The sequence below is a fragment of the Candidatus Desulfolinea nitratireducens genome, assembly GCF_982879505.1.
The window spans coordinates 1-6254 of record NZ_CEYOSI010000203.1 but is presented as its reverse complement, the minus strand read 5'-3'; the positions used below and the strand labels follow the sequence as shown (position 1 = coordinate 6254).

At 48.0% G+C, this 6254-nt stretch carries 4 protein-coding genes and 1 tRNA gene; 3 read left to right on the top strand and 2 right to left on the bottom strand.

Features of this window, described 5'->3' with window-relative positions; all coding sequences use genetic code 11:
- Positions 1-1837, top strand: a 1837-nt coding sequence (dnaK, locus tag AC3DOM_RS14525; RefSeq protein WP_487919766.1) for a molecular chaperone DnaK, incomplete at its 5' end; no start/stop codon positions are given.
- Between the two features lie 212 nt (positions 1838-2049).
- Here the strand turns inward: dnaK and AC3DOM_RS14520 are convergent.
- Positions 2050-2123: transfer RNA gene (locus AC3DOM_RS14520), tRNA-Arg, on the bottom strand.
- A gap of 108 nt (positions 2124-2231) precedes the next feature.
- Between AC3DOM_RS14520 and AC3DOM_RS14515 the strand changes: the two genes are divergently transcribed.
- Both AC3DOM_RS14515 and AC3DOM_RS14510 read left to right on the top strand, forming a co-directional pair.
- Positions 2232-4298 carry a protein kinase domain-containing protein gene (locus tag AC3DOM_RS14515; protein WP_487919765.1) on the top strand — a complete coding sequence of 689 codons (2067 nt, stop codon included), beginning with the start codon at positions 2232-2234 and terminating at the stop codon, positions 4296-4298.
- A 120-nt stretch (positions 4299-4418) separates the two neighbouring features.
- Positions 4419-5738 carry a TolB-like translocation protein gene (locus AC3DOM_RS14510; RefSeq protein WP_487919764.1) on the top strand — a complete coding sequence of 440 codons (1320 nt, stop codon included), beginning with the start codon at positions 4419-4421 and terminating at the stop codon, positions 5736-5738.
- A 60-nt stretch (positions 5739-5798) separates the two neighbouring features.
- Here AC3DOM_RS14510 and AC3DOM_RS14505 read toward each other — a convergent pair whose 3' ends face one another.
- On the bottom strand, positions 5799-6089 hold the full coding sequence (locus AC3DOM_RS14505) for an antibiotic biosynthesis monooxygenase family protein (RefSeq protein ID WP_487919763.1): 291 nt from the start codon (positions 6087-6089) through the stop codon (positions 5799-5801).
- Between the last annotated feature and the right edge of the window lie 165 nt (positions 6090-6254).

Here is a 6254-nt window from a genome sequence, read left to right as displayed (position 1 = left end):
AGGCGGTCAGCCGACCGTCATCTCTTCTGCTGAAGGAGGACGTTTGGTCCCCTCGGTGGTCGCATTCAATAAAAATGGGGAACGTCTGGTGGGGCAAACAGCCAAACGCCAGGCCGTCATAAATTCAGAGAATACAGTCTATTCGATCAAACGATTTATCGGTCGTCGTTTTGACGAGACAAAATCCGAGCGTGGCATGGTCCCTTTCAAGGTGATCGCAGGCCCAACGGATGACGTCCGCGTCAGCATCCCGGTCACAAAACGCGAATATAGTCCGCAAGAGATTTCGGCGATGATCCTCGCCAAATTGAAAACAGATGCTGAATCATATTTGGGTGAAACGGTCACACAGGCTGTGATCACCGTCCCCGCCTATTTTAACGATAGCCAGCGTCAGGCCACGAAAGATGCGGGCAAGATCGCCGGGCTCGAGGTGATGCGTATCATCAACGAGCCGACCGCATCGGCCCTGACTTATGGGTTGGACAAGAAAAAGGATGAGACGATCCTGGTCTTCGACTTGGGTGGTGGCACCTTTGACGTCTCAATCCTGGAAGTTGGTGAGGGCGTGATCGAGGTGAAATCTACCAATGGTGATACGCATCTCGGTGGCGATGACTGGGATCAGGAGATCGTCAATTGGGCGGCAGATGAGTTCAAGAAAGAGCAGGGAATTGACCTGCGCCAGGATCGCCAGGCGCTTCAGCGTCTGCGCGAGGCTGCTGAAAAAGCAAAAATAGAGCTTTCTACGGTGATGGAAACAGAGATCAACCTGCCTTATGTAACGGCTGACGCTTCTGGCCCAAAACATCTGCAATTGAAACTTACCCGTGCCAAATTTGAGCAGATGACCGAAAAGCTGGTCAAACGATGTAAAACACCCTTCGAAGCTGCTTTGAAAGATGCTGCTTTGAAAGCTGGCGAGTTGAACGAGGTTGTTCTCGTTGGCGGTTCAACCCGCATGCCGATGATCCACGATTTGGTCAGAAGTTTGACTGATGGCAAGGAGCCACATAAAGGTGTCAATCCAGACGAAGTTGTGGCGGTTGGTGCGGCAATTCAAGCCGGGGTTTTGGCTGGCGATGTCAAAGATATCCTGTTGCTCGATGTGACTCCGCTCTCGTTGGGCGTGGAAACAATGGGCAGCGTGATGACAGTAATGATCGAACGCAATACAACGATCCCGGTGCGCAAGACCGAAACCTATTCGACGGCGGCAGATAATCAGACCGCTGTAGATATTCACGTTTTGCAGGGCGAACGCCCGATGGCGGGTGACAATATGTCCTTGGGGCGCTTCCGCCTGGATGGTATCCCGCCCGCGCAGCGTGGAATCCCACAGGTCGAAGTAACCTTCGATATTGATGCCAACGGTATTTTGAATGTGACCGCCAAAGACAAGGCAACCGGCAAAGAGCAGAAAGTGACCATTACTGCCTCGACTAATCTCGACAAGAGCGAGATTGACAATATGGTCGAACAAGCCAAAGCGCACCAAGTGGACGACAAGAAACGCCGCGAAATGATCGATCTGAAAAATAGTGCTGATAATCTTGGCTACCAGACTGAAAAGACTCTCAAAGAATTGGGAGACAAGGTTTCTGAAGGTGATCGTAAGGACATCGAGGAGAAGATCGAGACGCTGAAGAAAGCCGCTGAAGGTGATGATGCGGACAGCATCCGTAGGGCGACTGAGGATCTTCAAACAGCATTCAACGCGATCAGTCAGCAGCTTTATGCTCAGGAGCAGGAGGCGGCACAAGCTCCGCCTGCTGGAGATGAGGATGCTTCCCCGGAAGATGATGATGTCATTGAGGGCGAAGTGAGCGAAGAGTAAGAACGACTAGAGAGTTAAAATAATACAAAAAAAGGCGGCTATCACAATAGTCGCCTTTTTTGTATGAAAATGCTGATAAAAACTCAGCTACGTATTAAGCAGCAAACGCCTGGGTGAGGGGGGCACCCAAGCGTTCGCTACCAATATAATACACCAAACAAGAGGGAAATGCAAGAGATAATTCTTAGAAAAAAATTAATATAAATTAAGGATGCCCTAGATGGGAGTTGAACCCACAACCTATCGCTTAGGAGGCGATTGCTCTATCCTATTGAGCTACCAGGGCTTGTGCGTGATTATAGCATTTCTAATGCTTGCTCGCCAAGCTTATTAGACAAGGGTATTTGATGATAAAATCAGGCAATTCGATATCATTGTATTTAGGAAAAACATTGTGGACGAAACGCTAAGCAACCCCCAAAAACCAAAAAAAATAGGCCACTACGAAATCAAATCCGAATTAGGACGGGGTGGCATGGCAACAGTTTATCTTGGTTACGATGATCGATTTGACCGTGATGTTGCAGTAAAAGTTTTGCCAGCCGAATTTCTACACGATCCGCAGTTCAGCGTGCGCTTCCATCGCGAGGCCAGGGTAATCGCTGCGCTCGAACACCCTGCTATTGTACCGGTCTACGATGTAGGTGAAGCAGATGGGCTGCCATACTTTGTCATGCGCTACATGCACGGAGGCTCTCTCGCTGATCTGCTTGCAAAAGGAGATCTCAGCCTCAAGGAAGCAGCTCGCATTTTCAGTATCATTGCCCCGGCCCTTGATGATGCTCATGCCAAAGGCATCATTCACCGCGATCTAAAACCTGCCAATATTCTCTTTGATCATCGAAATCAGCCCTATCTTTCAGATTTCGGAATTGCAAAAATCAGCGATTCACAAATAGATGTTACCGGCAGTGCGATTATCGGAACCCCCGCTTATATAAGCCCTGAACAGGCACAGGGTAAAGAAATTGATGGACGGAGCGATATCTATGCTTTGGGAGCGATTCTCTATCGTATGCTAACTGGAGTTCGCCCTTACGAAGGCGATACGCCCATGAGCATGGTGGTAAAACATATCACCGATCCTGTCCCTGATATTCTTAAAGACAGGCCTAACTTACCCTCCGGCGTTGGTACATTCATTTACCGGGCAATGGCAAAAGACCCCGATGATCGTTTCCAATCAGCCGCAGAATTTGCAGATTATCTTGGCGCGCTGGCAAGAGGAGATAAGACAGTCTCTATTCCAACTGTTGTTAGCAGGACCAAGCCTTCTCTCAAGCCCCCTCCCCCAAAAAGGAAAAGAGGTTGGATATTTGCCCTGATAGCTTTGGTCGGATTGGCTGGGATAGGCTTTTTTCTAAAATCAGTTCTACCCCTCAGCACGCCGGAACCCTCCCCCACCCCAACAGCTCTGGTGGCTTCAAGATCTACTGCCATACCGATTGCTACCGCCACATCTTCAACATCTGTCCTCCCAATTGCTGTGACCGAAACCCCAACAGCAACACCAGTTCCCGAAGGGCCACCGGTGCTTGGCGGTGCAGATAAGATCGCATTTTTGGGCAATAATAACGTCTGGATGATGAATATTGATGGTACCGATTTGCTCCAGCTTACCACTGATGGGTCAACCAAGTCTAAATTGCAATGGCTGCCAGATGGCAAAACACTAATCTTTGTCGTCGGAAAATGCGTTCAGACGGTGGATACAGAGGCAGATCGTGTTGACGTTGTTACTTGTTTTGAGGATGCGGAATATTTAGAAGCCTTTCAGATATCCCCACGTGGAAAGCAAATTGCTGTCAGTTTGAATCGAGAGCTTTTTATTGTGCCCCTTGATCTCGAAAAATTTACAAGTACACGCAATCGTAATCATTTACTGGAAATGGGCGGGTGTTTTTATAACGAAGCTCCGGTTAGAGATGTGCGTTGGTCGAGTGATGAAACAAAGCTTTCTGTGATTTTTGTGGATGTTGCGGGTAACCGCCACATTGATACCATCCGCGTGATGGATATTTCGCGTTGTGCCTCTGCTGAGCCAGTTCGTTTGGATGAGTTCCCTGCGCAGCGTTTTACGATGAGTGGCTATAATAGTTCATCTCCCATTATCCCTGATATTGATTGGGATGGTGAAGATCTCTTTCTGATGAATACAGCGAAACGTAATGAGGGTTTTGGTTATTTTTATACCTATAACACCAATTCACATAAAGCGCTGCAATTAAACCCAGCGGCCAGCACTTGTTGCTATCGTGATGCTCGCTGGAGCCCCGATGGAAGTTATTTTATCGTAGCCTTTCAAGATATTGCTTTAGGAGAAGAGGCTGAGATAGAGCTATACTACCTTCTTTTCGGCACATTAGGCACAGGCACAACATATACCCCCCTGGATTTGCCAGAAGCCTTCTTTACCAATAGAAAAGAGAGCCCACAATTTGCGTTAAGACCGGTGCAATAAAAATTCTTGTTTGCCAGACCCCAGATACCGAATATTTTGCAAAAAAGTTCGGTGTCTTTTTATTATCTCTATAGCAGTTTTAGCGTATAGTAAACTTAGGAAAATTCAGGAGGACGCGTGATGAAGAGAAAGATTTTGTTAATAGGTTTGCTACTACTGCTCAGTCTGGCATGTGGGGTGTTTGCAGAGGTTACGCCCACCCCAGAAATAGATCAAGAGGACCTGGTTGCTACCATTGTGGCCGCCACAATGGCGTCACCAAATGAATCGATAGCGATAGAACCTTCTCCAGGCGACTCGACATCCACAGAACTGCCTCCGGCCGAAACTGAAAATGAAACGACAGGGTTAAGGATCGCTTATATTCGAGATGGAAATATCTGGCTGTGGACAGAGGGATTTGGAACACGCCAATTGACCAACATGGAGGATGCGGGAAATGTCAAAATTTCCGATGATGGACGCTTAATTGCATTCACCCGGCAGGGTGAGTTGTGGGCAATCTCATCTGATGGTGGAACCCCCCTTCATTTGGTGAAGCAAGCCTATCTGGCCTCCGTCGCACGGAATACCGACTATGTAGGTAAGACCTTGATGGATTCCTACGAATTCATCCCTGGAACACATGCCTTGTTTTTCGATATGTATATGGAAACAGAATCATACCCCTATCCATTTGGTGGGTTGCACCGTGTGGATGCTGATGCGCCCGCGCCATTTCAAGTTTTGCAAGAGGGACAAAGTGGAGTTCGCTATTATTCGCAAGATAAGCAGTGGGTGGCACTCTCTCAACCCAGCCATATTGCAGTAATGAGTGTAGACGGTGTGGAATATCGAACTGCCTTTGATTTTGATCCGATCAGCACCTATAGCGAGTGGTCCTTCCAACCGGAAGTTATCTGGAAAAGTTCCTCGGATGGTTTTTATCTGGCGCTTCCGGCAGCTGATTTCCTCAGCAATCCGAGTGATCCCGGTCGGTTCTGGTATGTCGGTCTGGATGGGGTCTCGGCCCAGTTGGCAATCATCCAGGCTAGTCCTGTTTGGACCGCCATTCCGCAAATTTCTCCAGATGGCTCCAGGGTGCTCTATATCAAGGAGGTGGGTGATGGGCGTGAGATCCGCATCGTGGATGCCAGCACAGCCGATACGGTCTTTATCGCTTCGGCAGATGCCGATGTTGGCATAATAGGGTGGGCAGATAATGATCATTTCGGATTTTGGTATAGTGATATTGGCAAGCCCTGGTACGCTTCGGTTTCCGGGCATAGTCAACAGGATTTGACGGATGTTTATCCGACATTAGGCTCTTCTATTCGCTGGTTGAAGGATGGGCGTCTTATCTTCAAAGCGTTGAAGGAATTACGCCTTACAGCACCGGGAGGTCCCAGTCTGGTTGTTGATGCGCCCCTGGATTTTGTCGATTTTGATGTAGCTGAGTAAGGGAGGCTGCATTAAACACGGAGCCACCGAACAACTCCGTTCAGTGGCTTTTTTTAAATTTTAGGTTACAGATTTAAAATGCCCAACAGATGGAAATGGATCATAGAAATGGTGCAATAAAGCTTTCCACTCCTGATATTCCCTGGAGTTTCTAAATCCTTCGGTATGGTCCTCGAGGGTTTCCCATTCTACAAGCAAAATAGTTCTGCTCTCGTTTTCGATGGATCGTTGTAGTTGATGTGAAAGATAACCCTTCATTGAGGCAATGATTTTTTGCGCCTTCCCAAAGGCAAATTCAAAATCTACTTCCAGACCAGGCTTCACGTCCAGTGTGGCAACTTCTAGGATCATCTGGGAACTCCTTTAATTTGAGTGATTGAAGGCAAAGAGAGCATTCGAGTAAATCCTTGATAAAGGGTTGTATCTTATCTCCGAAATTAGTATCTTCTTACCCTTCTGTTGGTGGTGCAGCCTTGCCATAATCGAGAACATCGCGGGTGCCGGTTCCCCCGGTTG

What these genes read in the sequence shown, in the direction of transcription:
- AC3DOM_RS14510 (WP_487919764.1), top strand. Translation starts at nt 4,419, where the DNA reads ATGAAGAGAAAGATTTTGTTAATAGGTTTGCTACTACTGCTCAGTCTG.
- AC3DOM_RS14505 (WP_487919763.1), bottom strand. Translation starts at nt 6,089, where the DNA reads ATGATCCTAGAAGTTGCCACACTGGACGTGAAGCCTGGTCTGGAAGTA.